Source organism: Salinibacterium sp. UTAS2018 (genome assembly GCF_004118935.1).
In the GTDB taxonomy this organism is placed as follows: Bacteria; Actinomycetota; Actinomycetes; order Actinomycetales; family Microbacteriaceae; genus Rhodoglobus.
On record NZ_CP035375.1, the window covers coordinates 2,074,694 to 2,099,716 of the forward strand.

The window sequence follows — 25,023 nt, forward strand, 5'->3', positions numbered from 1 at the left end:
AATAACGCTCTAGGCTGGGTGGCATGAGTGCCGAATCGTCATTGTCATCCGGAATTGCCGTCAACGATCTTGATGAGAAGGTGCGCCCGCAAGACGACCTCTTCCGTCATGTTAATGGCGCCTGGATCGACCGCACGGAGATCCCCTCTGACAAGGCTCGCTATGGCTCGTTCATGGTTCTCGCGGAAGAAGCTGAAGAGGCAGTTCGCGACATCATCATCGAGTCGCAGTCGGCAGAGCCCGGCACCGAACAGCGCAAGGTGGGCGACCTTTACGCCAGCTTCCTCGACGAGGCTCGCGCTGACGAACTCGGGGCGACCCCCATCGCAGCGCCGCTTGCCGAAGCTGCCGCCGTTGACTCGATCCCCACTCTTCTCAGCACACTCGGTCGCCTCGAACGCGGCGGCACGAGCGGCTTCTTCCAGCTCTTCGTTGACAACGACCCCGGCAACCCCGAGCGCTACCTCGTCTTTCTCGAGCAGGGCGGTCTCGGTCTTCCTGACGAGTCGTACTACCGCGACGAGAAGTTCGCCGAGATCTTGGCCAAGTACGAAACGTTCATTGAGCGGATGCTGACGCTCGCCGGCCTCGACGCTCCTGCCGAGCGTGCCGCCCGCATTGTCGCCCTCGAAACTCAGATCGCGTCGAAGCACTGGGATAACGTCGCCAACCGCGACAGCGAGAAGACCTATAACCCGATGACCTGGCAGGCCGCCAACGACCTCGCCGGTGCTGTCGACTTGAACGTGTGGCTCGACGCCATCGATGTTCCGGCCCGCGCCTTTGACGAGGTTGTTGTGCGCCAGCCCAGCTTCGCCGAAGGCCTCGAAGCGCTCTTGAGCGACGACCACCTGCAGGCCTGGAGCGACTGGTTGTCGTGGCAAGTCATCCGCAACAACGCCGCCTACCTCTCGGGCGATTTCGTCGAAGCCAACTTCGACTTCTACGGCCGCACGCTCTCAGGCACTCCCGAACTTCGTGCTCGCTGGAAGCGCGGCGTCTCGCTCGTGGAGGGCGTACTCGGAGAAGCCGTCGGCAAGATTTACGTGGATCGCCACTTTCCGCCGACCGCAAAGTCGGCGATGGACGTTCTTGTCGCGAACCTTGTAGAGGCGTACCGCCAGTCGATCAACGGCCTCGAATGGATGACACCCACCACGCAGCAGCGTGCGCTCGAGAAGCTCGACAAGTTCACGCCCAAGATCGGTTTCCCCGACAAGTGGCGCGACTACTCCACGCTCGAGATCAGCGTGGATGACTTGGCCGGCAACGTGCGAGCTGCCAACGAGTTTGAGTTCCAGCGTGAACTCGGCAAGATCGGCAAGGAGCTCGACCGCGACGAGTGGTTCATGACACCGCAAACCATCAACGCGTATTACAACCCGGGCTTCAACGAAATCGTGTTCCCCGCCGCCATCTTGCAGTACCCCTTCTTTGACGAGGGTCGCGATGATGCCGCCAACTACGCCGCCATCGGTGCCGTCATCGGCCACGAGATCGGCCACGGCTTCGACGACCAGGGTGCCAAATACGACGGCGACGGTCGCCTGATCGACTGGTGGACTCCGGAAGACAGGGCCGCCTTTGAAGAGCGCACCAAGTCGCTCATCGACCAGTACAACGCCCTCGCCCCGGCCCAGGTGCCGGAGCATCACGTCAACGGTTCTCTCACGATCGGCGAAAACATTGGAGACCTTGGCGGTCTCGCGATCGCATGGAAGGCCTACCAACTCTCTCTCGATGGTGCCGAAGCTCCCGTGATTGACGGGCTCACCGGCGCGCAGCGCTTCTTCATGTCGTGGGCGCAGGCCTGGCAGCAAAAGGGCCGCGATGAAGAGGTCATTCGCTTGCTGGCGATCGACCCGCATTCGCCCAATGAGTTCCGATGCAACCAAATTGTTCGCAATCTGGATGCGTTCTATGAGACATTTGGTGTGACGAAATCCGATTCGTTGTGGCTGGACCCGAAAGATCGCGTCACTATTTGGTAGAGATCGAGCAAACCCGAGAACGCCGGAGTCGAATTCGCACCCCCCGAGTTGCGAAACACGCCGGAACTGGAGAAGAACCCAACTTCGCCAGTACCTTTGCCGCGCTTGGAAAACTGCGGCTCGCTGATCGCAGCATGCGCGTTTCCGCCAGCGCTGTCGATATCAACACTGGCCGCACTGTGCTCAGCATCGACGATCGCGTCGCGCTGCCCACGGCCAGCATCGGCAAAATTTTGCTGCTGATCGAGGTCTCCGCACGCTTCGAAGACCGCGACTTTGCGCCCTACGGCATCCTCGACAAAGTGCCCGGAGCAGCTGTAGGAGCGGCCGGGCTGTGGCAACACATGCAGGCACCGTCGTTGCCCGTCGCCGACCTCGCCGCCCTCGTGGGCGCCACCAGCGACAACCTGGCCACCAACATCCTGCTTCGTCTCATCGGGTTGGATGCTGTGCGGGCTCGCACCGAATCCCTCGGCCTGACCAAGACGGCACTTCTCGATCTCGTGCGCGATACTCGTGGCCCTGACGACGCCCCTCAGCTCTCCGTCGGATCAGCGGTGGAACTCAGTTGGTTGTTCGGTGCCCTCGCCCGCGGCGAAATCGTCAACTCTCTTGCCAGCCAGCGCGTGCTCGGCTGGCTCTCGCTCAATACCGATTTGTCGCTCGTCTCGAGTGCATTCGGGCTTGATCCGCTGGCTCATCGCGGGGCAGACCACAACACCCTGCTGGTGAACAAGACCGGCATCGACCGGGGCGTGCGAGCGGAAGCCGGGGCGCTGCGAGGCAACAAGCGCGCGGTGGCCTACGCGGCATCCATTCAGTTCGATGACAAGAGCATGCACGCTCGACTGCAAGTAATCGAAGCGCTGCGCACTTTCGGTTTCGACCTCATGGAGTACGTGCACTAAGACGCCGTACCGCTGGTATTAGCGGCTGAAGCGCGCCTTCAAGCGAGAGAAGATGCCCTCTTTCGAGGCTGAAGGCGTCAGGGGCTGGCGTGCGTGATCCGAGATCGTGTCGATCGTGTGCGTGAGCAGTCCCATCAACTCGAACGTGGAGATGAGGCGGCGGGCGTCGTCGACGTCGACCTTCGCAAGCGATGCGAGTTCGGTGACCGTCAAGAAAGCGGCGCCCAGCATGGCGGTCATGCCCATTTGCTCGGTGGTGTGGCTCAGAGTGGTGAGGTTGGGCCAGCGGCGCAGCTTGAAGCGTGCGCCAGAGAGGCTCAGAGGGTCGAAAGACTCGGGCTCGGCATGAGTGCCAATGAGCCACACGAGAGGCTCCCAGTCACGACCCGCCTCGTTCTGGGTGATGCCGAGCGGACGAGCCACGGTTTCGACATCGCCGTCGGCGGTCGACGTGGCAAGGTGGTCGAGAGATTCAGCCCACCAGTAGGCGCAGCCGCGCGCGTCGATGACGAGCGTCGGGGCATCGGAGAATCGAAGCTCCACGAGCGGTGCAGTCGGGGAGTTGACCGCGTCGGTAATGGCACGGTTGAGCTTGTTCCACGTGTCGGACGTGAGCGCGATGTCGGAGAACTGTGACTGACGGGTGGCGTTTGCTGCGGCAGCCGCGGCGGCCTTGATGCTGGCACGGGTCGGTTCTTCGATAACGGTGGTTGCGTCATCCGATGCCGCCGCGTTCGTGGCACTGCGTGTTACGGGCGACGCCTCAGCGTGACGGGTGTCGCGGGTGCTGCGTTTGCTCGAAGTCGGGTGAATGATCATGACTTCAGGTTCGTGTGCCGCTGTAGTCGCAGCGTCGGGACGTGTCCCTGACGTGGTCGTGGCATTCGGCGGCTGAGGCGAACTGTCGAGTTGAGCGGTGTGCTCGGTCCACGAATTAGCGTCCCACCAACGCAGGTGCGCGCCGCCCAAAGGGTCGCGATACCACCCTGCAGGAACCTCAATGCCGTCGGTCATCGTGCGTCTTTCTGGGCAATTAACCCACTGTGGCGGTCACCAGGTGACCGCCACAGGTGAAGTTATTTAGAGGCTCAAGCTCGTGTCTGCGGACTTGACGTTGATGCGTGCAAGCGCGAGGTTCGACTTTGCCTTGTCGAGCACGAAGTAGATGAAGACCTCGGGGTTCGAGGAGAGCGGGCGGATGATGTGGTACTGGCTCGACAGCGTGATGAGGATGTCATCGATCGAGTCGTTGAGGCCCAGTGCCTTCATGGTCTTGAGCTTGGCGCGCACTACCTCGGTGTTGCCGGCTGCTGCTGCGTCGAGGTCGATGCCGCTTCCGGCGCTGCCGAGGAGCATGCCCGATCCGCTGTCGACAACAGCTGCTGCCATGGCGCCGTCGGTCTCAAGAAGGCTTGCGAGGGTTTCCGTGATGTTTGACATTGTGTTCTCCGTTTATGGTGTCGGGTTTGGTGTTACTTCTAGCGGTGCGTGGTTACGCAATGAGCTCGGCCATGCGTCGCGCGGCGATGCGAGCGATCGAGAGGCCTTTGCCCAAAGTTTCGTGAGTGTCGAACAGTGCGGCGAGCACGATGGGGTGTCCCTGAACGCGCAGCTGGATGACGTGGCCGGCTTCAGACGCGATGATCACGTATTCGTTCGTGCCGATTTTCAGTTCGTGGGCGACAGCGTCGCTGAGGGCCTGCACCGAGCTGGACATGCTGGCGAAGCGCCCGCCGTCAGCGTTGCCGCCATTGAGGTGCACGATCTCGAATCCGTCATCCGTAAGCAGGGCGGCGAAGGTCAGGGAGCTCGCGAGGTCTTGCATTTCGGCGAGCGTGCGGTTGCCGGCGTCGATGTGCACCGGGTTCAGGTGCGAAGGAACGGCGGCAGCGGGTGCGAATGGCTGGTTCATCAGATCTTTTCGGGTGCGGGGGTAAGGAGTTCACGCATCTCGACGCTGGCAACGAGGCTCAAGAGCAGCGTGCGCATCTCTTCAGCATTGCGGGGGTCAACGGTGAATACCGGAATGAGCTGTTCGGGAACAGCGGCGGTGAGGGCGGCTGAGTAGTCAGCGACGGTGGGACTGGATGCGACATCCGTTTTCGTGACACCAACAATGACGGCGCCTCGTTCGTGAAGCTCGCGGAAGTCGCTGAGGTACTCGATGAGTAGATTGACGGAGTTGGGTGCATCGTTGTTGATCAAGAGCAAAAGGCCCCGAGCGCGGCCAGCCAAGATCGTCCACATGAAATCGAAGCGCTTCTGGCCGGGGACGCCGTACAGGCGCACCTTGGTGACATCGTCAATCGTAATTTCGCCGTAGTCGAGCGCCACGGTCGTGGTCTCTTTGTCGGCAGTCGCACGATCGGTGTTAGCGGCCTCGGTCGACACCACATCGATCTCGCTCAGGCTGCGGATAGCCGTCGTCTTGCCCGAGCCCATGGGCCCAGCAAATAGTACGACGTGCTCAGACATAGTTCTCTCTCGGGTCAGTAAGTCATTCGGAGCCGATCCACCCAACGATGGGTGAAGAAGGGGCTCTCACGCGATCGGTTGTCGCGTGCGGTATTAACAGAATCTGGCGGCGTGCAAAAAATCGCGAGTCCCCAGTCGGGGGGCGCGAGCGAAACACTCGCGGGAAACAGGGCCAGAACGTTCTGTCTTTCCCCGTAAATGGGTGTAAGTTTTGCTCGCAAAAGCCGCCGGTTGTGGGGCGATTTCTCAGGTTATAACAGTGAGGCAGTGAGGCAGTGAGGCAGTGAGGCAGTGAGGCAGTTAGGCCGAGTGCGGGCGGGCGTTGGCCTGCGCCGACTTTGCGGACCGCTCTACCGGGATGTTGTAGAGAGCGGAGAGCGCAGCATCGAACTCTGCGACGCGACCATCAGCCGCAAACTCGCGAGCACGCACGGACGGGCCGTGGAGCAGGACGCCGCCGAGGTGACGCAGCGCGGAGATGGTTTCGTCGCCGGCTCCGCGGGCGGTGGCGCGAGCGATTTCCGCCTCGAGGAGGGCGAAGTGGTGCTTGCGAAGAGCAACGATAGCGGGCTCCGCTTGGCTTTCGGCAGCGAATTCGTGGGCGGCCGTGCGAACCAGGTCGCGAGCATCCGCATGTGCGTTCAGTTCTTCGAGCGGGGCGTGCAGGCTGATGGTTTCGAGGTCGAGCAGGTCAACGCCGTCGAGCTGGCCCACGGCGGGGTCAACGTTGCGGGGGAGGCCGAGGTCGAGCACGAGGCATTTGCTGGCGGCAGAGAAACGTTCGGTGCCGAGCACGGCGCTCGCGGTGCAGGTGACGATGACGTCAACGTCGAAGTCTTCGCTGGGGGTGAGGCCGTGCTTGAGGGCGAAGGCAGCGTCGCGGCCCGAGGGGGAGAAGACGCGCAGATCGAGAGCACCCTTGTTGCGCAGGGCGTTGACGGTTGTCACGGCGTAACGGCCGGTGCCCACGACGAGAACGCTCGCGGTTGACCAGTCGGCGACGCGGCTAGAGGCGAGTTCGAGCGCGAGACGGACGAGAGACTTACCAGCTCCACCGATAGCGGTGTTGTTCTTGATGCCGCGGCTCGTGTGCGTTGCGCGCTGAAAGAGGCGCTCGAGGTCGCGAGTGGTGGTGCCGTTTTTGCGCGCTTGGTCGAGAGCGCGGCTGACCTGGCCCGAGATTTCGGCTTCGCCGATCACGACGGACTCAAGACCCGAGGTCACCGCGAAGAGGTGAGCTGCGGCATCCGCCCCCTCATGAACAGCGATCGACGAATGCAGAGTCTCGATGCTGAGGCCAGTGCGTTCGCTCAGGGATTCGAGCAGCGAGCAGACCGTAATGGCTGAGCCAGCGGTGAGAGGTTCTTCAACATCGAGGTAGGCCTCGAAGCGATTGCAGGTGGCGACAAGAACGGCACCGGCAACAAAGTCGTTGTGCGAAACGAGGTCGACGGTGGCCGCCGGGGCGACCTCAGACAGACTTTCGAGTACGTCTAAGCTCGCGTTGCGATGATTCGAGCTAAGACACAGGAGCACGACCTAATGTTAACCCCGTGACCCTGAATATTGACCATCCCCTTCTCGACGGCCGCACAGCTAACTCGCCTATCATCCGGGCCTATCGGGGTGACCGCCCAGAAACCACTCCCGTCTGGTTCATGCGCCAGGCCGGCCGCTCGCTTCCCGAGTACCGCAAGCTGCGCGAAGGTAACGAGATGCTCGAAGCGTGCCTCACGCCCGACCTCGCCAGTGAAATCACAATGCAGCCCGTGCGTCGCCACAACGTCGACGCCGCCATCTTCTTTAGTGACATTGTTATCCCCGCCAAGCTGGCCGGCGTCGAGGTCGAGATCGTTCCCGGCCGTGGCCCCGTGTTCGCGAACCCGATTCGCACGGCGGCGGATGTCGCCAAGCTGCATCCCATCGACCCTGCGGCGTTTGCGCCCATCCGCGAGGCTGTCGCGCAAACCGTTGCTCAGTTGGGTACGACGCCGCTCATTGGTTTCGCTGGAGCCCCCTTCACTCTCGCCTCGTACATGGTCGAGGGCGGCCCGAGCAAGGACCAGCAGCGTGCCCGCACGCTCATGTACTCCGACCCGCAAACGTGGGCGAACCTCCTCAACTGGTGTGCGGATGTTGCGGGCGAGTTCTTGATCGCTCAGGTCGAGGCCGGCGCTTCTGCCGTGCAGCTCTTCGACTCCTGGGTCGGTTCGCTCTCGGAACAGCAGTACGTGCGCCGGGTTGCCCCGCACTCCAAGCGCGTTCTTTCGCACTTGCGCGGCTACGACGTTCCGAAGGTTCACTTCGGTGTCGGCAGCGGCGAAGTGCTGCAGGCCATGCACTCCATCGGCGCCGACGTGATGGGTGTTGACTGGCGCATCCCGCTCGATGAGGCCGACCGTCGCCTCGGTGGTGGTGTGCCACTTCAAGGCAATATCGACCCCGCCCTGCTCGGTGCGCCGTGGCATGTTCTCGAAGCTCACGTGCGCGACGTCATGAACCGCGGCCGCGTTGCTCCCGCTCACGTCGTCAACCTGGGTCACGGTGTTGGCCCCGAGACCGACCCGGATGTGCTCACCAAAATCGTGGAGCTCGTTCACCAGGAAGGCTAGTGCCGTGAGTACGACAGAATTCACCGTCGTCGGCGGCGGCATTGCCGGGCTCGTCGCTGCGCGCAGGCTCGCGATGGCGGGTCGAACCGTGCGCCTCATTGAGGCAAACGATCATCTCGGTGGCACCGTGGCATCCCACCTCGTCGGTGGCCTCAATCTGGATGCCGGAGCCGAGAGCTTCGCTACCCGCGGCAATACTGTGGCCGACCTCGCTCGCGAGCTGGGGCTCGGCGACGACATCGTTTCTCCGGGCGACGAGGGTGCGTGGCTGCAGCCCGTGGATGGCGCAGCCCTGCCGTTGCCCGCCACTGGCATTCTCGGCATCCCGGCTACGCCGCTCGACAAAGACACCATCGCGGTGATCGGTCTCGGCGGCGCGTTTCGCGCGCAACTCGATTCGCTGATTCCGTGGTTTGGCAAGCGCACCGATATTTCGCTCGGCGCTCTCGTGCGTCGGCGCATGGGCAAGGCAGTCGTGGAGAAGCTTGTTGCTCCCGTCGTGCACGGCGTGTACTCGCTGCACCCCAATGACTTGCCGCTCGACCGCGTCGCGACCCTCACCGAACGCCTCGCGCTGCACGGTTCGCTGGCGGCAGCGGTGCGCTCGATGCGCCACGCGATGCCGGCCGGAACAGCGGTTCAGGGCATCCGGGGTGGCATTAATCGGCTCGTCACCGAGCTGGCGGCCGACCTCACGACCTACGGCGTCATCGTCGAATTCGAGCGCCGCATCGAGAGTGCTGAGGCGCTCGCCGACCTCGACGGCACGGTGATCGTGGCAGCCCCCGGCATCCTCGCTCCGGTTCGCGGCCGTACCGTCACACTCGCGACTCTCGTGCTGGATGCACCGGCTCTGGATGCTGAACCGCGCGGTTCGGGAGTGCTCGTTGCGCCCGGCTGCACGAAGGTTTCCGCTCGCGCGCTCACGCACGCGACGGCGAAGTGGCAGTGGCTGAAAGAACAGGCGGAGGGTCGCCATGTGGTGCGCCTCTCGTATAACGAAGTGCCGGCCGGTGATCTTGCCGAGGTTGCTCGCCGCGATGCCGAAGTGCTTTTGGGCGTCTCGCTTCCTGCTTCGGCAGTCGTCGACTTTGCTCGCCGTGAATGGACTCGCCCCGCACCGCTGGCCCCCGCTGAACGCACGGATGGCGTGGTCGTTGTCGGTGAAACCGTCGGCGGCACCGGGCTAACCGGCATCGTCACGCACGCCAACGCTGCGGTCGACCGACTGCTGGCGCTCGCTGACTCAGAGGCGGTGAGCGACGGCAGTGCGGTAGCTGCTGAGGCCACCGGCGACGGGCCGACCACGCCCGCCAACGAGGTAAACTAGTTAGGTTCACCTAACTCACAGGTATTCTCCCCATTTGCCCAGAAGGCAGGGGAGAGAATGGAAGACATGACCGACGTCGAGAAGACCACCGAAGTTTTGGGCTACACCCTGTGGGCGGTGTTCCGTCGCGACCCGCACCACCCTGCCGGTGCGGGCGATCTGGCTCCGGCCGTTGCGGCCGTTGAAGCCCGCGGAGTCACCGTTCGTGGCTTCTACGATGTGTCGGGATTGCGGGCCGACGCCGACCTCATGGTCTGGCTGCACGGCAACAACCCCGAAGACATCCAGTGGGCCCTGCGTGAACTGCGCCGCAGCGAGCCGCTCGTCTCGTTGCTCCCCACCTGGAACGCCATGGGAGTGCACCGCGACGCCGAGTTCTCCAAGAGTCACATGCCCGCGTTCATGCGCGGCAAGGAGCCCGAAGCCTGGCTCACCATTTACCCCTTCGTGCGTAGCTACGAGTGGTACCTGCTGCCCGACGACGAGCGCAGCACGATGCTCCGCGACCACGGTATGAAGGGCTCCGAGATGCCGCAGGTGCTCGCCAACACCGTCGCGAGCTTTGCACTCGGCGACTACGAGTGGATGCTCGCGCTCGAAGCCCCCGAACTCGTTGATCTCGTTGATCTCATGCGTCACCTTCGCCAGACGGATGCCCGCATGCACGTGCGCGAAGAGGTGCCGTTCTACACGGGCCGCCGCATCACGCTCGACGAGATTGCCGAGGTGCTGTCGTGACTCGCATTCTGGGAGCAACGGATGCCGCAGCATCCGGCCCCGAACACGTTGAAGAAGCGGTGGCCTACGACGCCATTCTGCTCGCCAGCTTTGGCGGGCCCGAGGGTCAAGACGACGTCATCCCGTTCTTGCGCAATGTCACACGCGGCCGCGGCATCCCCGAAGAGCGCCTCGAAGAGGTTGCGCACCACTACCGCGCCTTCGGTGGCGTGAGCCCCATCAACGACCAGAACCGCGAACTCAAGGCCGCCCTCGAAGCGGAGCTTGCTCGCCGAGGCATCGACCTGCCGGTCATTTGGGGAAACCGTAACTGGAACCCCTACTTGAGCGACGCGCTCACCGAAGCGAACGAGCGAGGGTTTAAGAAGCTCATCGCCGTGGGCACGAGCGCGTACAGCTCGTACTCGAGCTGCCGCCAGTACCGCGAAGACTACGCAATCGCGCTCGAGCAGACCGGTCTCGAAGGCACGATCCAGATCGACAAGGTGCGCCAGTTCTTCGACCACCCCGGTTTTGTGCAGCCGTTCATCGACGGTGTGCGCGAGGGCCTCGCGAAGGTGGCCGCTCAGGGCATTGCTCCCGAGAAGACGCACGTGCTCTTTGCTACTCACTCGATTCCCTCCACGGATGCTGCCAAGAGTGGCCCCGATTTCCGTGGCTTTGGTGAGGGTGGCGCGTACGCAGCGCAGCACCTCGCGGTCGCTGAAGTTGTGATGGCAGCGCAGGCGAGCGATTCGCCTGACGCCCCGCTGCCCGCGCACAGCCTCGTGTACCAGTCGCGCAGCGGCCCGCCCTCGATGCCGTGGCTTGAGCCCGACATCAACGATGCGATTGATGCGCTCGCCGCCGATGGCATCGAAGCGGTCGTCATTGTTCCGGTCGGCTTCATCTCCGACCACATGGAAGTGAAGTGGGATCTCGATACGGAGGCGCTTGAAACCGCGGGAGGCCACAACATGTTTGCCGTCCGCGTTCCGACGCCTGGCGTGCATCCGGCATTCGTCACGGGTCTCGTCGACCTCGTGTTGGAGCGCCGGGATGGAGTGCCGGCGGCAGATCGCCCCGCACTGACTAAGCTCGGCCCCTGGTACGACGTGTGTCGTCCCGGGTGCTGTGAGAATGTGCGGCTCGGCTTTAAGCGCGCAGCCGCGGGGGTAGCACCGTGACCGTTATTCGTATTGGCACTAGAGGCAGCACGCTCGCCATGGCGCAGACCACCACGGTGGCGCGCCAGCTCGAAAGCAAGACCGGTGTTGAGACGGAGATCATCCCGATCTCCACTCAGGGCGACCGCTCGACCGAGTCACTGTCGACCATTGGCGGCCAGGGCGTTTTCGCGAACGCCCTTCGCGAAGCGCTGCTCGCCGGTGAGTGCGATGTCGTCGTTCACTCCTTGAAAGATCTACCGACCGCCAACGTGCCCGGCCTCACGATTGCTGCCGTGCCCAAGCGCGTCGACGAACGCGACGTGCTGTGCGCCCGCGACGAACTCACTCTTGAGACCCTTCCGGCTGGTGCCCGTGTCGGCACCGGTTCGCCGCGTCGTCAAGCACAGTTGCGTTCGCGGCGCCCCGACCTTGAGGTCGTTGACATTCGCGGCAACATCGACTCGCGTCTCGACAAGGTGACGAACGGTGAGTTGGATGCCGTCATCCTTGCCGCTGCTGGCCTCGATCGTGCCGGTCGTGCTGCTGCCATCACCGAATACCTCGGCATCTCGGGTTGGCCCACCGCTCCCGGTCAGGGTGCTCTCGCGATCGAAGTTCGCGACGGCGACGAGAAGCTCGTCAGGGTGCTCGACCACAAGCCCAGCCGCACCAAGACCGACGCCGAACGCTACGTTCTCGCGATGTTGGACGCCGGATGCTCGGCTCCCCTCGGAGCCCACGCCGTGATCGACGACGGCCTCATCTTCTTAGATGCGCGGGTCTACGCCCTCGACGGCTCCCGCTACGTCACCAGCTCGCACGCGCTGTATGTCAACGATGTCGAAGACCCGGCGCGCGAGGTTGCCCAGCGGGTCGCCGACGAACTGCTGGCTCAGGGTGCTGGGGATCTCACCGGAGCTCGAGCGTGATCATCCGCCCCCGTCGTTTGCGGTCGACCCCGGCGATGCGTCGTCTGGTCGCCGAGAACCGCACTCACCCCAACCAGCTGATTTTGCCGATGTTCGTGCGCGAAGGTCTGAGCGAACCGGTGCCGATTAGCTCGATGCCGGGCGTGCAGCAGCACTCGCTTGACTCGATGCGCCGCGCGATTGCCGAAGCCGCCGAGCTGGGCGTCGGTGGCGTCATGCTGTTCGGTGTTCCGGAGCACAAGGATGCCGAGGGCTCGGGCGCGATTGACCCGAACGGAATCCTCAACGTCGCCACCCGCGCGGCTGTCGCCGAGGCCGGGGACGCCCTCGTGGTGCAAACCGATCTCTGCCTCGACGAATTCACCGACCACGGGCACTGCGGGGTGCTGCGCGAGCGCATCCACCCCGTGACCGGTACGAGCGAACTCATCGTCGACAACGACGCCTCGCTTGAGCGCTACCGCGAAATGGGCGTTGCCCAAGCCGAAGCTGGTTCTCAGCTGCTCGGCCTCAGCGGCATGATGGACGGCCAGGTTGCCGAAGTGCGCGACGCGCTCGACACCGCCGGTTACACCGACACCCCCTTGCTCGGTTACGCCGCCAAGTACGCCTCCGCGTTCTATGGACCGTTCCGCGAAGCCGTGCAGTCCTCGCTTGAGGGCGACCGTCGCGCGTACCAGCAGAACCCGGCCAACCGCCGCGAAGGCATCCGCGAAGTCGAACTCGATATCGATGAAGGCGCCGACGTCGTGATGGTCAAGCCGGCCATGAGCTTTCTCGACGTGCTGGCCGACGCCAGCGCGATCAGCAGCGTGCCCGTGTGGGCGTACCAAGTCTCCGGCGAATACGCGATGATCGAGGCCGCCGCCGCAAACGGCTGGATCGACCGCCGCCGCGCAATCGAAGAATCAGTACTCAGCATCCAGAGGGCCGGCGCCGAAGCGGTACTCACCTACTACGCAACCGAACTTGCAGAATGGCTACGCCGATGAGCACCAGCACCCCGAACAGCGTCACCACAAGCGGCACCACCCCCGCAGCCCCCGTCACCAACCAGCAGTCGTTCGACCGCGCTCGCGGCGTGCTGCCGGGCGGAGTGAACTCGCCCGTGCGCGCCTTCGGCTCCGTCGGTGGAACGCCTCGCTTCTACGTGAAGGCCGCAGGTTCTTACGTGACGGATGTTGAGGGCCGGTCGTACATCGACCTCGTCAACTCGTGGGGCCCCGCCATCCTCGGCCACGCTCATCCCGAAGTGATCGACGCCGTTCAGCAGGCAGCGTCGCGCGGCCTCGGCTTTGGAGCATCCACTCCCGCCGAGACCGAGCTCGCCGAACTCGTGCGGGCCCGCATTAGCGTCGGGGGAGTGAGCCCGATCGAACGCTTGCGCCTCGTTTCCACCGGCACCGAAGCGACCATGACGGCCATCCGCCTCGCTCGCGGTGCCACTGGCCGTCGCTTGCTCGTGAAGTTCGCCGGGCACTACCACGGCCACTCCGACGGGCTCCTCGCCGAAGCAGGCTCTGGCCTTGCAACGCTGTCCATGCCCGGCTCCGCTGGCGTCACCGCCGAGACTGCCGCGCAGACCCTCGTCATTGAGTACAACAACATTGCAGCGCTCGAGCAGGTCTTCGCCGAACACGGCCACGACATCGCCGGCGTGATCTTCGAAGCCGCCGCCGCGAACATGGGTGTTCTCGCCCCGCAGCCCGGCTTCAACGAAGCCATCGTGCGCATCGCCCACGAGCACGGCGCCCTCGCGATCAGCGACGAAGTTCTCACGGGCTTCCGCGTCGACCCCGCTGGCTACTGGGGCTTGGATGCTCGCGCCGCAGCGGCCGCGAACCCCGAAGCCCCTGAGGCGCGCTGGGTTCCCGACCTCTTCACCTTTGGCAAGGTCATTGGTGGCGGGATGCCGTTGGCCGCCCTGGGCGGTTCGGCTCGCATCATGGAATTGCTGGCCCCCCTCGGCCCCGTCTACCAAGCCGGCACCCTCAGCGGAAACCCCGTCGCCGTCGCTGCGGGCCTCGCTACGCTGCGGCTCGCTGACGACGCCGTGTATTCGCGGCTCAACCAGGTTGCCGAAACCCTCTCGACCGAAACGTCGGCCGCCCTCTCCGCCGAGGGTGTTGAGCACGTCGTGCAGCACGCGGGCAACCTGTTCTCGTTTGTGTTCTCCGGCACCGAACCGCTGAACTTCGCGGACGTGAAGGCTCAGCAGGGTTACCGCTACGCTCCCTTCTTCCACTCCATGCTCGACTCCGGGGTGTCGTTGCCTCCAAGCGTGTTTGAGGCGTGGTTCGTCTCGGCCGCCCACGACGACGGTGTGGTCTCGAAGATTGTGGAGGCACTGCCCGCTGCCGCGAAGGCTGCTGCCGCAGCATCTGCCCCGCAGTAATCGAACGCGGCAGGTTACACGCCTGCAAACTCTGTGTGAGTTCGGGCGGTTGGGCTATGCCTATCTGAGAATATGCTCCAAACTAGCTACCTGCGATAACAGAAAACCCTGACCACGGGGTGCAGCTATCGCGAGTATGTTGGAATAACCAACCGCCAATAGAAACGGAGTTCGCCATGAAGGGCAAGATCCTCCTAGTAGTAGGACTCGGCATCGGCTATGTGCTCGGAACCCGCGCAGGTCGCGAGAAGTACGAGAAGATCAAGGCCACGGCCGGCAAGCTGTGGAACGATCCCCGCATCACGCAGCAGCGCCATAACGCTGAAGACTTTGTGAAAGACAAGGCCCCGGATGTCGCGGAGTTCCTCGCCGACGGCGCCAAGAAGGTCGTTAAGCAGGTTGCGAGCAGCAAGAACAGCAGCAGCAACGCTTCAAGCAACGCTTCAAGCACCACTGCGTCGAAGTCGTCGACGTCCTCGAGCAGCGCTGCAAAAAAGAAGCCTGCCACCAAGAAGTCTTCGTCATCGACATCAACGACGAAGTCCACTAACTCGAAGTAGGGGCTGCCATGAACGGTGACACACCGAAGTCAGACCCGCAGCGCGAACCTAAGCGTTCGCTCGCTGCGCTTATCGCCGACGTTCCTCGCCTTCTGGGCGATCTCGTTCGTGGTGAAATCGAATCGCTCAAAAGCGAGATGGTCGGCAAGCTCAAGAACGCCGGAATCGGCATCGGGCTATTTGCGGGAGCCGCGTTCTTCGCGCTCTTTGCGCTCATGGTTCTTATCGCTGCCGCGGTTCTCGGCTTCGCTGAAGTGATGCCCGCCTGGGCCGCCGCCCTAGTGGTGGCCGGCATTCTTCTCGTCATCGTGGCAATTCTTGTGTTCGTGGGGATCACGCTCGTCAAAAAGGGCACCCCGCCAGCTCCGACCGAGACAATCGAAAGTATTAAGAGCGACGTTCGTGCCATCAAAGGCACCCGAAAGCGGAGGTCATAATGTCTGACAGCATCAACGTGAAAGAAAACGCCAGCGACAACATCGAGAAGGCTCGCGCCGAACTTGAGAGCACGCTCGACGCTATCGAAGACAAGTTCAACGTCGGCAAGCGGGTTGACGAAGTAACCACTCGCGTTCGCGACTCCTACGAGACCAATCCTCTTCCGTGGATTGTTGGCGCTGCAGCAGCGGCTGTCTCAGTTGTTGCCGTCATCGCGTGGGCAATTCTTAGCGACGACGACTAGCTCGATTAGCGTCTTACTCCCCAACGGGGGGAGTATAGGAACATGGCAAGCAAAGCACTCGATGGTTTGCGCGTGCTCGTTCCACGCGGAGGCAATTGGGGCGACAGCGTCGCAGCGTTGTTGAGAGACCACTCAGCAATTCCCGTTATCGCACCCCTGATCAATTTCGCACCCTCGGAGAACGTTCCCGCGCTCGCTAACGCGTTCCATGAACTCAACGATGGGCAGTTCGATTGGATCGCCGTCACGAGCGCTACGACGGTGGATGTGCTCACTGTCAGCGGCGTGAAGATCCCTGAAAGCACCAAGATTGCTGCTGTCGGCGAGACAACCGCTAGTGCGCTCACTCTGGCAGGGCACCGCGTCGATTTTGTTCCTGAATTTGATAACTCTGGCCGCGGTCTGGTCAAGGAGTGGCCGGATGCGACTGCTGGGCTGCGCGTGCTTGCGCCGCAGTCCAATTTGGCTGACACCACACTTTTCGAAGGCCTCGGGGCTCTCGGGCACGAGGTCGTCAGCGTCTCGGCCTACAGCACGGTCGGAATCCCAGTCGCGGACAAGGTGCGCGAGGACGTCGCATCCGGTCGCATCTCGGCGATTCTGGTCAGCTCAGGGTCTGTCGCGCGTCAGGTCGCCGAACAGTTGGCACCGCTGCCCGAAACCACGATTGTGGCCTGCATCGGGCCGCGTACGGCTTTTGATGCTCGGGATGCCGGGCTCACGGTTCACGTCATCGCCGAAGATCGCTCCAGCCAATCACTGGTCGACACCCTTGCGGAGTACCTAGACCGCTAGCGCGTGGTGCTATCCGACGTTGAGCGCCAGCACGAGGAAGATGATTCCGAGTAGCGGCGGTACGCCCTGGATAATGGCGGGACGAGCCATCTGTCGGGGCTGCGAAGTAATCAAGACCACCGCTGCAAGAAGCATGCTGAGCGCCGCGAACATTGCGAGAGCGATTCCTGCCGGCCACATGCTGACGGTGCCCATGAGGACGAGGCCGGTTCCGGCGCCGAGCGCGAGGAACACGTTGTAGAAGCCCTGGTTGTAAGCCCACGGTTTCACGGCATCCACGTCTTGGGGGCGCACGCCAAAGACCTGCTGTACGCGAGGCGTGTGGAACAGCACGCTCTCCATGAAGAAGATCATGAGATGTACGAGAGCGGCGAGAAAGACAAAAGCTGATCCAAGAATGGCGAAGGCACTGTTCATGTTCAAAAGCATGACACAGCCGGGTGCCGAGGCCGGGATGTTGGTGGTGCGGTTTAGCCGTGCACGTCAACAACCGTGCGACCTCGGATGCGGCCGGCCATGATGTCCGCGCCAGCAGCGATCGTGTTGCTGAGGCCGATGGTCGAGGTCGTGGATTCGAGACTCGCGAGGTCGAGATCGCGCTCGAGGCGGCTCCACGCTTCGAGGCGCAGCTCGCGCGGGGTGAAGACCGAGTTGATGCCCACGAGGCTCACGCCGCGCAGAATGAACGGCATCACGCTCGTGTGCAGCTCGCTGGACTGCGCGTTGCCACAGGCGGTCACGGTGCCGCCGTATTCTGTCGCGGCGATGGCCGAGGCGAGCGTGGTGCCACCGACGGCGTCGATCGCACCACCCCAGCGCTGTTTCATGAGGGCTTTCGGCTCGGCGCTCAGCTCGGCGCGGTCAATGATCGTGCTGGCGCCGAGTGAGCGAAGGTAGTCGTGTTCGCTTTCGCGACCAGTGGATGCCGTGACGCTGTACCCGAGCTTGCTCAGGAGCGCGATTGCCACGGAACCGACTCCGCCGGCCGCCCCGGTCACGAGCACCTCGCCGGAGACTCCGCCGCGCTCGATCGCGAGCACCGAGAGCATCGCGGTGAATCCGGCGGTGCCGATCGCGGCGGCCTGATGGTTGCTGATGCCGGCGGGCACGGGAACGACCCAATCACCGGGAACGCGGGCGCGCTCGGCGAAACCACCATGGTGGGTTTCACTGAGGCCGCAACCGGTCACTAAGACACGCTGACCAGCTATAAAGCGTTCGTCAGTCGACTCAGCGACGACGCCGACAAGGTCGATGCCCGCGATGAGGTACGGCGCGCGAACGATGCCCGGTTTGCCCGTGAGCGCGATGCCGTCTTTGTAGTTAAGGCTAGAGAACTCGACATCGATCGTGACGTCTCCCGGCATCAGGATGGTGTCATCCAGTTGCTCAGAAAGCGCGACGTGTGCCGGAGCTTTCGGGTCGGACTCGTTCTTGGTTACTTCGATTCCACGCCACATACCGCCAGCCTAGAACCGCAGGCTGAGTTTCGCCTCAGCCACGACAAAGCGCGAGCAACGCAGGCCACGGCCCGCGATGCTCGCGCTTCGAAAGTGCGTTTAGCCGAAGAGGATGGCCGCTTCGTCGTAGCGTGACTGCGGCACCGTGTTGAGCTTGCCGAGCGCATCTTCGAATGCCACGTTGGTGATCTCGGTGCCCTGCAGGGAGACCATGCGGCCCCAGCGACCGTGGATGACGGCGTCGACGGCAGCGAGGCCGTAACGGGTGGCGAGAACGCGGTCGTAGGCGCTGGGAGTTCCACCGCGCTGAATGTGACCCAGAGTGGTCGAGCGAGTCTCGAGGCCGGTGAGGGCTTCGATCTCGGGCGCGAGCTGGTCGCCAATGCCGCCGAGGCGGGGGCGACCGAACGCGTCGAGTCCACGTTCGGAGTGAGCGTCATCCATCGTGTCGAGGGTGAAGCCTTCGGCCACCACAACGAGCGGAGCGCGGCCGCGGTCGCGAGCAGAATTTACCCACTCCACGATCTGCGCCATCGATGTCTTCTGTTCGGGGATGAGGATCGCGTGCGCGCCGGCAGCCATGCCCGAGTGAAGGGCGATCCAGCCGACGTGGCGGCCCATGACCTCGGCAACCATGCAGCGGCCGTGCGAGTCACCGGTGGTGCGCAGGCGGTCCATGGCGTCGGTGGCGATCTGCGTGGCAGTGTCGAAGCCGAACGTGTAGTCGGTGGCCGACAGGTCGTTGTCCACCGTCTTAGGAACGCCCACGATCTTGATTCCGGCATCCGTCAACCGCTTGGCAGCAGCGAGGGTGCCTTCGCCACCGATGGCGATGAGGGAGTCAACGCCGAGGCGCTCCATGTTTTCGCGAACAGTGTCCGCGCCGTTGGTGCCCTCGAAGGGGTTCGTGCGTGAGGTGCCCAGAATGGTGCCACCCTGCTTGGAGATGCCCTGGATGTCTTTGCGCTCGAGGGGCATGGCGTCGCCTTCAACAACTCCACGCCAGCCGTCGCGGAAGCCGACGAACTCTTTGTTGTACACCTGCGTGCCCTTGAGCACGATGCCGCGAATAACCGCGTTCAGCCCGGGGCAGTCGCCACCGCTGGTCAGGATTCCGATCTTCATGCAACCATCATCGCGCATACTTTTCGGCCGGAAAGCCATGAAAGCCAGAAATTGTTAACTTCGGGTGTTATTTAACACCGGTGAAGCTGGCGATCGGATGCTCGGCGCACGCCGTGGTGGCTGCATGCTCATCGCACACCACGAACTGTTCGCGGCAGGCCTTGTTGTGGCAGTTCTCGATGCGCTTGGTGGCGGTGCCGCACTGGTAGCACTCGCCGATTGCTTTCGTGTCGGCCGTGAAGTCGATGGCCATGCGCTTGTCGAACACGTACAGCGAACCATTCCAGAGGCCCGAGTCACCGTACTTCTCGCCGTAGCGAACGATGCCGCCGTCGAGCTGGTAGACCTCGCCGAACCCACGGCTGCGCATGAGGGAGGAGAGCACCTCACAGCGGATGCCGCCCGTGCAGTAGGTGACAACGGGGGTGTTCTTGAGGTGGTCGTACTTGCCGCTGTCGAGTTCGGCGACGAAATCACGAGTGGTGTCGACATCCGGAACTATCGCATCGGTGAACTTACCGATTGCGGCCTCGATGGGGTTGCGACCGTCAAAGAAGGTCACGTCCTTGCGGGCCACGAGCTCGTGGAGTTCTTCGGGGCTGAGCTTCGTGCCGCCGCCGACCACCCCGTTTTCGTCGACCTGCAGCTCGCCGGGAGCGCCGAAGCTGACGATCTCGTCGCGCACCTTCACGCTGAGCTTCGGGAAGTCGTTGCCCTGGCCCTCGCTCCACTTGAAATCGATGTTCTTGAACGCCGGGTACTCGCGCGTCTTGCGCACGTAGCGCTTGATGTCTTTCAGTTCGCCGCCGACGGTGCCATTCATGCCGTCTTTGGAGAGGATGATGCGACCGCCGAGCCCGAGAAACTCGCAGAGGTCGCGCTGCCACAACCGCACAGCCTCCGGATCGGCCAGCGGCGTGAACACGTAGAAGAGAAGAATCTTGGGAACAGCCACACGGCAAGTTTACGGCTGTTGGCTGGGGGCAGCGGCTTCGGCGGCGGCAAAGAGAAGCATGAGCGCAGTTTAGCCAGCGGCGGTGGTCTGGCCTTCGGAGAGTTCGCGTTCGGCGAGCATCGTGGCGTACTGCTTGGCTGTGAAGGAGTTGTCGTAGAGCTCGCGCACAAAGAACGCCCAGAACGACATCCCGGCTTCGGGAAAGCGATTAGTCCAACCCCAGGCGGCGTAGAGCGCGGCGGAGAGCCAGAAGATTGCCAAGAAAATGAAAGGGGCGGCCCAGTTAGTGCGGTCGAAACTGATGCTGAAGACCGCTGCGGCCGCAGAGACAAGCAGGCTGCCCACGAGGGCTGGCCGACTGGAGCGCGGCTTGCGGGCATCCACGTTGAGCATCCCGGCATAAGCGCCGAGGAGGAGCATGGTGGTGAAGGTGATCATCGCGCGGGGTGGGCGTTGTCATCGCCGAGAAGCATTGAATACTCCCTGCGGAGAGCGCGCGGGTGGGTGAACTGACGCACTGCAAGCTGCCAATAGGTGAAACCTGCCTCGGGAAAGACCTTCGACCAGAGCCACGGGGTGTAGGCAACTTGTGTGACGATCAAGCCCCCAAGGAACCCATAGCTGAGGGATGGGCCGCCATTGGTCGCTGCAACGAGCAGCATTGTCGCGACCATCCCCAGCGTGAGTGCGACAAGAGTGGGCAGCGCTCTGTAGAGGGGAGTGCGCGCATCACACCAGAGAACTCCGGTGCCTATTCCGATGATCACCGCCACAGCCATCCATATCATGAGACAAACTCTACGTCAGGGGTGGCGCGTAATCTAGGGCGCATGACTGACGCGCTCGCCGCCGCCGAGCCTCTGCGCCTGCGTTTCGCGCCCGGGCGGCCCGTCGATGTGCGCGCAACGCTGCGGCCGCTGAAGCGTGGTGCCGGCGATCCGACCATGCAGGTGGATGCCGCGGGCACCTGGCGCACGATGCTCACCCCGGCTGGTCCCGCAACTTTGCGTCTCGTGCAGCACCAGTCGCACGTGGAGTGCACTGCGTGGGGCGCCGGAGCCGAGTGGGCGATCGACAGCGTTCCCGAGTTGCTGGGGGAGGGCGACGACTGGAGCGACTTCGATGTATCGGCGCTTCCGTTCGCGGCTGAGGCCCAGCGGCAGAATCCAGGGCTAAGGCTCACTCGCACCAAGCTTGTGTTCGAGGCGCTCGTGATGGCGATTCTGGAGCAGAAGGTCACGGGCATCGAGGCGAAGCGCGGGTGGCGCATCCTCGTCACCAAGTTTGGGTCGCCAGCGCCCGGGCCCGCTCCGGCCGGGATGCGGGTCGTGCCGTCGCCGCAGGAGTGGGCGCGTATTCCGTCGTGGGAGTGGCACCGCGCGGGAGTCGGGCCCCAGCGCTCGGCGACCGTGATGCGCGCGACGCAAGTGGCGGCATCCCTCGAACGCACGGCCGATTGGGGGCGTGGCGGGCCACGCATCGAAGCCGCGCTGCGATCAGTCGTGGGCGTTGGCGTGTGGACGGCCGCCGAAACCATGCAGCGCTCCCACGCCGATCCCGATAGCCCTAGCGTTGGCGACTACCACCTTGCCGCGGTCGTCGGCTGGGCCCTCATTGGTGAACCCGTCGACGATGAGCGGATGCTCGAACTGCTCGAGCCCTGGCGCGGCCACCGTCAGCGGGTTGTGCGACTCATCACGGCATCCGGCTTTCGAAAGCCAGCGTTCGGGCCGCGCATGACTATTCAGGATCACCGCGGGCACTAACCGCGAATCGGTAGTTCAATTCCGGTGATCGGCGCCGTGAGGCCGAATCGTGAATGGGGAGAGAACCCCGCCGGTGTGGCGATCATAATCTCGGCGCCATCGATAGTGATGGTGTTGCCGCGGTCGTCGCAGCCCAGTAGCGTCGCGACCTCAGCGGAGGTAAGGGTCACGCCGTACCGGCCGTCGGCCCAGCGAACAAACTGCTCCGCGACGCCGTCGGGCAGTGTGATGCCGCCGGGGATGCGGACCTCGGGTTTGTAGAGGTAAATGCGCCAGATAATGCCGGAGACCAAGGCAACAAGAAACCCCAGCCCTGCAAGGATCAGCACAGCTGACCCTAGGATTCTCCAGTCTGCGAGTTCCCGTGCCAGGAATGCTCCGCCTGCGAAGGTCACCCATCCACAGATCATGATGACTAGCGAGCGTTTGAGCGCTGGGGGCGGGGCGAAGCGCGACTCGTCAACGACGACATCGAAGACCTTCCAAGAAAGGTAGCCATCGCTATCCACGGGCAGCTTCTTCATGTGGTTGATCTCTTTTTTCGAGGGGGCGGCGTCGCGGCGGGGTGAGGCCATAGCGGTTCGATGCCCAATCGATGGAACTGTGAGCAAAGTCTTCTGGCGGATCTGTCGACGAGAATTCTATGCTGAGCCAGTTGCCAAAGCGCGTGCGCCCTTGTGGGGCCAAGAGGGCAAAGATGTGCCTCGTGAGATAGCCATCGGCGTCAACCAGAAAATTGCTGGTGTGAAGACTCTGTCACGTTGCGGAGTATCCATTCGCCCACGATCATGATTCGTGTTGCGAGCCGTTCGTGGTGCGCAAGCCCGGTGGTATTCTGCTGCACAGCAGTCCACGCCCGCAGGCGGCACCGATTGCATCAGTCACGTCGGCCGCAAGCCGGGATTCGGGAGCGCATGGCCAACGAGCGCGAGTCGGCAAACACCGCTCCAGCGGCGGCGGCACCAGCGGCAGCGGCTTCAGCGGCGTCGGCACCAGTGACGAAGGGGCGCATCGACGCTCTCGACTGGGCGCGGGGCTGGATGCTCGTCGCGAGCTTGGGCGTCAATAGCGCCATCATCTCGATCCCGCTGCTTGGCCACGCGTCGTGGGCAAGTGTCATGCCCATCGACCTGATCTTTCCGCTCTTCGTCACGCTTGCCGGCTGCGGAATGGCGTTTGCCTTCCACCGTCGAGTCGAGCCGTGGGGAGTCGTGCGGCGCGCACTCGTGCTGCTCGCGCTGGGCCTCGCTTACAACGCGGTCGTCGATGCCACCACGTCGTTGACAGAACTGCGATTCACGGGAGTGCTGCAGCTCTACGCCGTAGTCATCATCGTGATGGCACTGCTTCATCTCGTGACGCGCAGCTGGCGCGGCTGGGCGCTGCTCACCATCCTGCTGGCGGTCGCCCACACGGCACTGCTCTCGATCTTCGCGCGCGCCTGCGTCGCCACCCTGCTGACGCCCGAGTGCAACCCCTCGGGCCCGCTCGACTCACTCCTCTTCGGGGCATCCCATATCTATACGAACGGTGTTGCCGGGCATGACCCGGAGGGCATTGTCGCGATCTTCGGTGCCCTCGTGTCGACGGCAGCCGGCGCGACTCTCGGCCACCTCATCCTGCATTTCCGCAGGAGCGAAGCCTCGAGCTCGACGCGCCTTCCGATCACCACTGTGCCGATCGTTCTCGCGATTGCCGCGCTGGTGGGTTTTGCACTCGTGCTGTGGCTCGGCTCCGACCTGCTGGCCGGTGGCCCGGTGCCCCCGATGAAGCGACTCTGGACGGCACCCTTCGCCCTCAGTATTGCGGCGCTCGCCGCGGTGCTGCTCTGGCTCGGCCAAATCGCCCTGCCCTCCAGCGGATTCCGCACTGAGAGACAGAGCAGATTCTGGATGCCGTGGGTCGCCCTCGGACGCAACAGCCTGTTGGCCTACTTTGGCTCTCACCTGCTGATGGCGCTGCTGCGCCGGCCATTGCCAGGAGGCGTGTCAATCGCTGACCACTTTGCTCAGCTGTTCCCCTCGGCGATGCTCGCGCAAGTGGTGTGGACAACACTGTGGCTCGCGGCGTGGGTGCTGCTCGCGATCGTGCTGCACCGTCGTGGCTGGTATGTGAAGCCATGAGGGGCCAGCGCGTAGCGAAGTGGGTGGTGGCCGTCGCCTCCATAGTGGCGGTGACCGTGGGGTTGGGCGCGATTGCGCAGGCCCGCAACACGGTCGAGCCGAGCGCCGTGATCTATGTTGGCCCGCATCCGGATGACGAGTTTCAGTACTGGTCTCTGTTCGAGGATCGAGCGGATGTGTATAGCGTCGTTGTGTTGCTGACCCGCGGCGAGCAAACCGGTTTCTGTTCCCCCGAAGGGCTCGAAGCGGGCTGGCAGCCCGAGTTGGAGCCGGCGCCTGAGCCGCTGCCCGAGGCGCAGTACAGCGAGGCGTGTGCTGAGGCGCGAGTGAACTCGTTTGTGAACTACTTCGTCGACATGGCTGACTCGGATGCGACCGTGCCCGGTCGGTTTGCGCCGGTCGAAACCTCGGCACCGGTGCCCGATCCCGACGGTGTCGTCTGCCGCATCGACGAAACCGACGAGTGCCTCGTGTCGACCACCGTGGATGTGTATCGCGATCTCGACGACCGCGGAGCCCTGCTGGTCTTCGATCTCGGCGATGGCGACCTCAGCGAAGCCGAAGTGGCCTGGGCGCTGGACTCAACGATCGACACTTTTGTGCCACAGCTGGTGAGCGACGATGTTCGCATCGCCGGAATCGTCGGCTCGTACTCCACCCCTGAGGGCGGCTACGAGGGATGCTTCGCGTACCCGCATCCCGACCACATCGCGATCGACGACACCCTGTGGGCCACCGACTTCGGTGCCGGCTTCCAAGCCGCCGCCACCTGCGCCACCGACCCGCGTCGCCAACTGTTCGACCGAGTATCGGATGCCGCCACCGACGCCGCCTTCGCGACCGAACCCATCGAGGGCTCAACCGACGAGAAGCGCACCGGAGCCCACACCGCAAACTTCGGTTGGCTGCATGGCACCTACTACCCGGTCGCCCGCCACGGCGAGAGCGAACTGTTCCACCAGGATCAGCAGTTCTGGGTGCGGTATTGGTGAGGTTGCGGAGCGATGTTTTTGTTGATCGCCCGCAGTCTC

General features: G+C 63.5%; 28 protein-coding genes. 16 read left to right on the top strand and 12 right to left on the bottom strand.

Annotated elements, in window-relative coordinates; genetic code table 11:
* Positions 1 to 23: 23 nt before the first annotated feature.
* Positions 24 to 1,991, top strand: a complete 1,968-nt coding sequence (locus ESZ53_RS09900; protein WP_129072667.1) for a M13 family metallopeptidase — start codon at positions 24 to 26, stop codon at positions 1,989 to 1,991.
* Complete coding sequence (locus ESZ53_RS09905) at positions 1,985 to 2,899, top strand: serine hydrolase (protein WP_129072668.1); 915 nt, start codon at positions 1,985 to 1,987, stop codon at positions 2,897 to 2,899. Before ESZ53_RS09900 ends, ESZ53_RS09905 begins: the two co-directional genes overlap by 7 nt.
* An 18-nt stretch (positions 2,900 to 2,917) precedes the next feature.
* On the opposite strand, the gene ESZ53_RS09910 is transcribed toward ESZ53_RS09905, so the two are convergent.
* From ESZ53_RS09910 to ESZ53_RS09930, 5 genes are all read right to left on the bottom strand, one after another.
* On the bottom strand, positions 2,918 to 3,913 hold the full coding sequence (locus ESZ53_RS09910; protein ID WP_129072669.1) for a DUF2510 domain-containing protein: 996 nt from the start codon (positions 3,911 to 3,913) through the stop codon (positions 2,918 to 2,920).
* Positions 3,914 to 3,979: 66 nt separating this feature from the next.
* Positions 3,980 to 4,339 carry a hypothetical protein gene (locus ESZ53_RS09915; protein WP_129072670.1) on the bottom strand — a complete coding sequence of 120 codons (360 nt, stop codon included), beginning with the start codon at positions 4,337 to 4,339 and terminating at the stop codon, positions 3,980 to 3,982.
* Between the two features lie 52 nt (positions 4,340 to 4,391).
* Positions 4,392 to 4,811 (bottom strand): roadblock/LC7 domain-containing protein, encoded by a 420-nt coding sequence (locus tag ESZ53_RS09920; protein ID WP_129072671.1) that lies wholly within the window; start codon positions 4,809 to 4,811, stop codon positions 4,392 to 4,394.
* Positions 4,811 to 5,374 carry an ATP/GTP-binding protein gene (locus tag ESZ53_RS09925; RefSeq protein WP_129072672.1) on the bottom strand — a complete coding sequence of 188 codons (564 nt, stop codon included), beginning with the start codon at positions 5,372 to 5,374 and terminating at the stop codon, positions 4,811 to 4,813. Before ESZ53_RS09925 ends, ESZ53_RS09920 begins: the two co-directional genes overlap by 1 nt.
* Positions 5,375 to 5,674: 300 nt before the next feature.
* On the bottom strand, positions 5,675 to 6,910 hold the full coding sequence (locus ESZ53_RS09930; RefSeq protein ID WP_129072673.1) for a glutamyl-tRNA reductase: 1,236 nt from the start codon (positions 6,908 to 6,910) through the stop codon (positions 5,675 to 5,677).
* 17 nt (positions 6,911 to 6,927) lie between these two features.
* Here ESZ53_RS09930 and hemE point away from each other — a divergent pair, with 17 nt between their 5' ends.
* The 11 genes from hemE to ESZ53_RS09985 all read left to right on the top strand — a co-directional run bounded on the left by hemE (position 6,928) and on the right by ESZ53_RS09985 (position 16,563).
* Complete coding sequence (gene hemE / locus ESZ53_RS09935) at positions 6,928 to 7,986, top strand: uroporphyrinogen decarboxylase (RefSeq protein WP_129072674.1); 1,059 nt, start codon at positions 6,928 to 6,930, stop codon at positions 7,984 to 7,986.
* Positions 7,987 to 7,990: 4 nt separating this feature from the next.
* Positions 7,991 to 9,316, top strand: a complete 1,326-nt coding sequence (locus ESZ53_RS09940; RefSeq protein WP_246837289.1) for an NAD(P)/FAD-dependent oxidoreductase — start codon at positions 7,991 to 7,993, stop codon at positions 9,314 to 9,316.
* 57 nt (positions 9,317 to 9,373) lie between these two features.
* Entirely contained in the window at positions 9,374 to 10,054 is a 681-nt protein-coding gene (hemQ, locus tag ESZ53_RS09945; protein WP_129072675.1) for a hydrogen peroxide-dependent heme synthase, read from the top strand.
* Positions 10,051 to 11,220 carry a ferrochelatase gene (locus ESZ53_RS09950; protein WP_129072676.1) on the top strand — a complete coding sequence of 390 codons (1,170 nt, stop codon included), beginning with the start codon at positions 10,051 to 10,053 and terminating at the stop codon, positions 11,218 to 11,220. The genes hemQ and ESZ53_RS09950 overlap by 4 nt, the downstream gene beginning before the upstream one ends.
* Positions 11,217 to 12,131, top strand: a complete 915-nt coding sequence (gene hemC, locus ESZ53_RS09955; protein WP_129072677.1) for a hydroxymethylbilane synthase — start codon at positions 11,217 to 11,219, stop codon at positions 12,129 to 12,131. The genes ESZ53_RS09950 and hemC overlap by 4 nt, the downstream gene beginning before the upstream one ends.
* Entirely contained in the window at positions 12,128 to 13,123 is a 996-nt protein-coding gene (gene hemB / locus ESZ53_RS09960) for a porphobilinogen synthase (protein WP_129072678.1), read from the top strand. Before hemC ends, hemB begins: the two co-directional genes overlap by 4 nt.
* Positions 13,120 to 14,526, top strand: coding sequence for a glutamate-1-semialdehyde 2,1-aminomutase (locus tag ESZ53_RS09965; protein ID WP_129072679.1), 1,407 nt, complete (start codon positions 13,120 to 13,122; stop codon positions 14,524 to 14,526). The genes hemB and ESZ53_RS09965 overlap by 4 nt, the downstream gene beginning before the upstream one ends.
* Before the next feature lie 176 nt (positions 14,527 to 14,702).
* Entirely contained in the window at positions 14,703 to 15,086 is a 384-nt protein-coding gene (locus ESZ53_RS09970; protein WP_129072680.1) for a YtxH domain-containing protein, read from the top strand.
* An 8-nt stretch (positions 15,087 to 15,094) separates the two neighbouring features.
* Positions 15,095 to 15,523, top strand: a complete 429-nt coding sequence (locus ESZ53_RS09975; protein WP_129072681.1) for a phage holin family protein — start codon at positions 15,095 to 15,097, stop codon at positions 15,521 to 15,523.
* Positions 15,523 to 15,768, top strand: coding sequence for a DUF3618 domain-containing protein (locus tag ESZ53_RS09980; protein WP_246837291.1), 246 nt, complete (start codon positions 15,523 to 15,525; stop codon positions 15,766 to 15,768). Before ESZ53_RS09975 ends, ESZ53_RS09980 begins: the two co-directional genes overlap by 1 nt.
* A gap of 42 nt (positions 15,769 to 15,810) precedes the next feature.
* Complete coding sequence (locus tag ESZ53_RS09985; RefSeq protein WP_129072682.1) at positions 15,811 to 16,563, top strand: uroporphyrinogen-III synthase; 753 nt, start codon at positions 15,811 to 15,813, stop codon at positions 16,561 to 16,563.
* 9 nt (positions 16,564 to 16,572) lie between these two features.
* On the opposite strand, the gene ESZ53_RS09990 is transcribed toward ESZ53_RS09985, so the two are convergent.
* From ESZ53_RS09990 to ESZ53_RS10015, 6 genes are all read right to left on the bottom strand, one after another.
* Entirely contained in the window at positions 16,573 to 16,980 is a 408-nt protein-coding gene (locus ESZ53_RS09990; RefSeq protein ID WP_129072683.1) for a DUF1304 domain-containing protein, read from the bottom strand.
* A 53-nt stretch (positions 16,981 to 17,033) separates the two neighbouring features.
* Positions 17,034 to 18,023 carry an MDR family oxidoreductase gene (locus tag ESZ53_RS09995; protein ID WP_129072684.1) on the bottom strand — a complete coding sequence of 330 codons (990 nt, stop codon included), beginning with the start codon at positions 18,021 to 18,023 and terminating at the stop codon, positions 17,034 to 17,036.
* Positions 18,024 to 18,122: 99 nt separating this feature from the next.
* Entirely contained in the window at positions 18,123 to 19,148 is a 1,026-nt protein-coding gene (locus tag ESZ53_RS10000; protein WP_129072685.1) for a 6-phosphofructokinase, read from the bottom strand.
* 67 nt (positions 19,149 to 19,215) lie between these two features.
* Positions 19,216 to 20,103 (bottom strand): rhodanese-related sulfurtransferase, encoded by an 888-nt coding sequence (locus tag ESZ53_RS10005; RefSeq protein ID WP_129072686.1) that lies wholly within the window; start codon positions 20,101 to 20,103, stop codon positions 19,216 to 19,218.
* 69 nt (positions 20,104 to 20,172) lie between these two features.
* On the bottom strand, positions 20,173 to 20,541 hold the full coding sequence (locus tag ESZ53_RS10010; RefSeq protein ID WP_129072687.1) for a hypothetical protein: 369 nt from the start codon (positions 20,539 to 20,541) through the stop codon (positions 20,173 to 20,175).
* Positions 20,538 to 20,891 (bottom strand): hypothetical protein, encoded by a 354-nt coding sequence (locus tag ESZ53_RS10015; protein WP_145963171.1) that lies wholly within the window; start codon positions 20,889 to 20,891, stop codon positions 20,538 to 20,540. The genes ESZ53_RS10010 and ESZ53_RS10015 overlap by 4 nt, the downstream gene beginning before the upstream one ends.
* A 42-nt stretch (positions 20,892 to 20,933) precedes the next feature.
* Here ESZ53_RS10015 and ESZ53_RS10020 point away from each other — a divergent pair, with 42 nt between their 5' ends.
* Positions 20,934 to 21,869: a DNA-3-methyladenine glycosylase gene (locus tag ESZ53_RS10020; RefSeq protein WP_129072689.1), complete on the top strand. Its 936-nt coding sequence runs from the start codon at positions 20,934 to 20,936 to the stop codon at positions 21,867 to 21,869.
* Here ESZ53_RS10020 and ESZ53_RS10025 read toward each other — a convergent pair.
* Positions 21,866 to 22,444, bottom strand: a complete 579-nt coding sequence (locus tag ESZ53_RS10025) for a hypothetical protein (RefSeq protein ID WP_129072690.1) — start codon at positions 22,442 to 22,444, stop codon at positions 21,866 to 21,868. The two genes, ESZ53_RS10020 and ESZ53_RS10025, sit on opposite strands and share 4 nt — an antisense overlap.
* A gap of 339 nt (positions 22,445 to 22,783) precedes the next feature.
* Here ESZ53_RS10025 and ESZ53_RS10030 point away from each other — a divergent pair, with 339 nt between their 5' ends.
* The gene (locus ESZ53_RS10030) at positions 22,784 to 23,992 is read left to right on the top strand and encodes a heparan-alpha-glucosaminide N-acetyltransferase domain-containing protein (RefSeq protein ID WP_168187221.1); all 1,209 of its coding nucleotides are present in this window, start codon (positions 22,784 to 22,786) and stop codon (positions 23,990 to 23,992) included.
* On the top strand, positions 23,989 to 24,984 hold the full coding sequence (locus ESZ53_RS10035) for a hypothetical protein (RefSeq protein ID WP_129072692.1): 996 nt from the start codon (positions 23,989 to 23,991) through the stop codon (positions 24,982 to 24,984). Before ESZ53_RS10030 ends, ESZ53_RS10035 begins: the two co-directional genes overlap by 4 nt.
* Positions 24,985 to 25,023: the final 39 nt, after the last annotated feature.

Bases quoted from the DNA above. Each gene is read 5' to 3' on its own strand.
- ESZ53_RS09915 (WP_129072670.1), bottom strand. From the start codon at position 4,339: ATGTCAAACATCACGGAAACCCTCGCAAGCCTTCTTGAGACCGACGGC.
- ESZ53_RS09920 (WP_129072671.1), bottom strand. From the start codon at position 4,811: ATGAACCAGCCATTCGCACCCGCTGCCGCCGTTCCTTCGCACCTGAAC.
- ESZ53_RS09925 (WP_129072672.1), bottom strand. From the start codon at position 5,374: ATGTCTGAGCACGTCGTACTATTTGCTGGGCCCATGGGCTCGGGCAAG.
- ESZ53_RS09900 (WP_129072667.1), top strand. From the start codon at position 24: ATGAGTGCCGAATCGTCATTGTCATCCGGAATTGCCGTCAACGATCTT.
- ESZ53_RS10000 (WP_129072685.1), bottom strand. From the start codon at position 19,148: ATGAAGATCGGAATCCTGACCAGCGGTGGCGACTGCCCCGGGCTGAAC.
- hemQ (WP_129072675.1), top strand. From the start codon at position 9,374: ATGGAAGACATGACCGACGTCGAGAAGACCACCGAAGTTTTGGGCTAC.
- ESZ53_RS09910 (WP_129072669.1), bottom strand. From the start codon at position 3,913: ATGACCGACGGCATTGAGGTTCCTGCAGGGTGGTATCGCGACCCTTTG.
- ESZ53_RS09980 (WP_246837291.1), top strand. From the start codon at position 15,523: ATGTCTGACAGCATCAACGTGAAAGAAAACGCCAGCGACAACATCGAG.
- ESZ53_RS09990 (WP_129072683.1), bottom strand. From the start codon at position 16,980: ATGAACAGTGCCTTCGCCATTCTTGGATCAGCTTTTGTCTTTCTCGCC.
- ESZ53_RS09985 (WP_129072682.1), top strand. From the start codon at position 15,811: ATGGCAAGCAAAGCACTCGATGGTTTGCGCGTGCTCGTTCCACGCGGA.
- ESZ53_RS10030 (WP_168187221.1), top strand. From the start codon at position 22,784: ATGGCCAACGAGCGCGAGTCGGCAAACACCGCTCCAGCGGCGGCGGCA.
- ESZ53_RS09970 (WP_129072680.1), top strand. From the start codon at position 14,703: ATGAAGGGCAAGATCCTCCTAGTAGTAGGACTCGGCATCGGCTATGTG.
- ESZ53_RS09975 (WP_129072681.1), top strand. From the start codon at position 15,095: ATGAACGGTGACACACCGAAGTCAGACCCGCAGCGCGAACCTAAGCGT.
- ESZ53_RS09995 (WP_129072684.1), bottom strand. From the start codon at position 18,023: ATGTGGCGTGGAATCGAAGTAACCAAGAACGAGTCCGACCCGAAAGCT.
- ESZ53_RS10010 (WP_129072687.1), bottom strand. From the start codon at position 20,541: ATGATCACCTTCACCACCATGCTCCTCCTCGGCGCTTATGCCGGGATG.
- ESZ53_RS10025 (WP_129072690.1), bottom strand. From the start codon at position 22,444: ATGGCCTCACCCCGCCGCGACGCCGCCCCCTCGAAAAAAGAGATCAAC.
- ESZ53_RS10020 (WP_129072689.1), top strand. From the start codon at position 20,934: ATGACTGACGCGCTCGCCGCCGCCGAGCCTCTGCGCCTGCGTTTCGCG.
- ESZ53_RS10035 (WP_129072692.1), top strand. From the start codon at position 23,989: ATGAGGGGCCAGCGCGTAGCGAAGTGGGTGGTGGCCGTCGCCTCCATA.
- ESZ53_RS09965 (WP_129072679.1), top strand. From the start codon at position 13,120: ATGAGCACCAGCACCCCGAACAGCGTCACCACAAGCGGCACCACCCCC.
- ESZ53_RS10015 (WP_145963171.1), bottom strand. From the start codon at position 20,891: ATGATATGGATGGCTGTGGCGGTGATCATCGGAATAGGCACCGGAGTT.